Origin of the sequence: Amphritea pacifica (assembly GCF_016924145.1) — a bacterium.
GTDB lineage: Bacteria > Pseudomonadota > Gammaproteobacteria > Pseudomonadales > Balneatricaceae > Amphritea > Amphritea pacifica.
Genome location: NZ_JAFFZO010000146.1, coordinates 1 through 381, shown reverse-complemented (window position 1 = coordinate 381; position 381 = coordinate 1). Strand labels below are relative to the sequence as shown.

Below are 381 nucleotides of genomic sequence, written 5' to 3'. Positions count from 1 at the left end.
GCGCATGCTCTGGCGGGGACAAATACAGCCCGACAATGTCTTCCAGCTTCTCGATAAATTTCGGGTCTCGCGAGACTTTGAAGCTGCGCTCGAGATGAGGCTTCAGGCCATTGGCACGCCAGTGCCGGGAAACACTGGCGGCGCTGATACCCAGTTCAGCGGCCATTTTGCGCGTACTCCAGTGGGTCGCTGCTTTAGGCTGGCTTTGCGTGGTTAACTCTACGAGTTGAGCCACGTCTACCTTGACCGGTGGAGCTCCACGCGGCAGGTCGCGCTCAATTCCTGCCAGTCGCGATTCGGCATAACGGCTGCGCCAACGTCCAACCAGAGCCCGCGTGACGCCTAGCTGCGCGGCAATATCATGGTTCTGCATCCCGTCAG

General features: G+C 59.6%; 2 pseudogenes. Both read right to left on the bottom strand.

Annotated features, from left to right (window positions below):
• Positions 1 to 193 (bottom strand): annotated as a pseudogene (locus JW499_RS23095) (IS630-like element ISCARN69 family transposase); the annotation flags it as partial.
• Positions 179 to 373, bottom strand: a pseudogene (locus JW499_RS23090) (helix-turn-helix domain-containing protein); the annotation flags it as partial. The pseudogenes JW499_RS23090 and JW499_RS23095, both read right to left, overlap by 15 nt.
• Positions 374 to 381 lie beyond the last annotated feature (8 nt).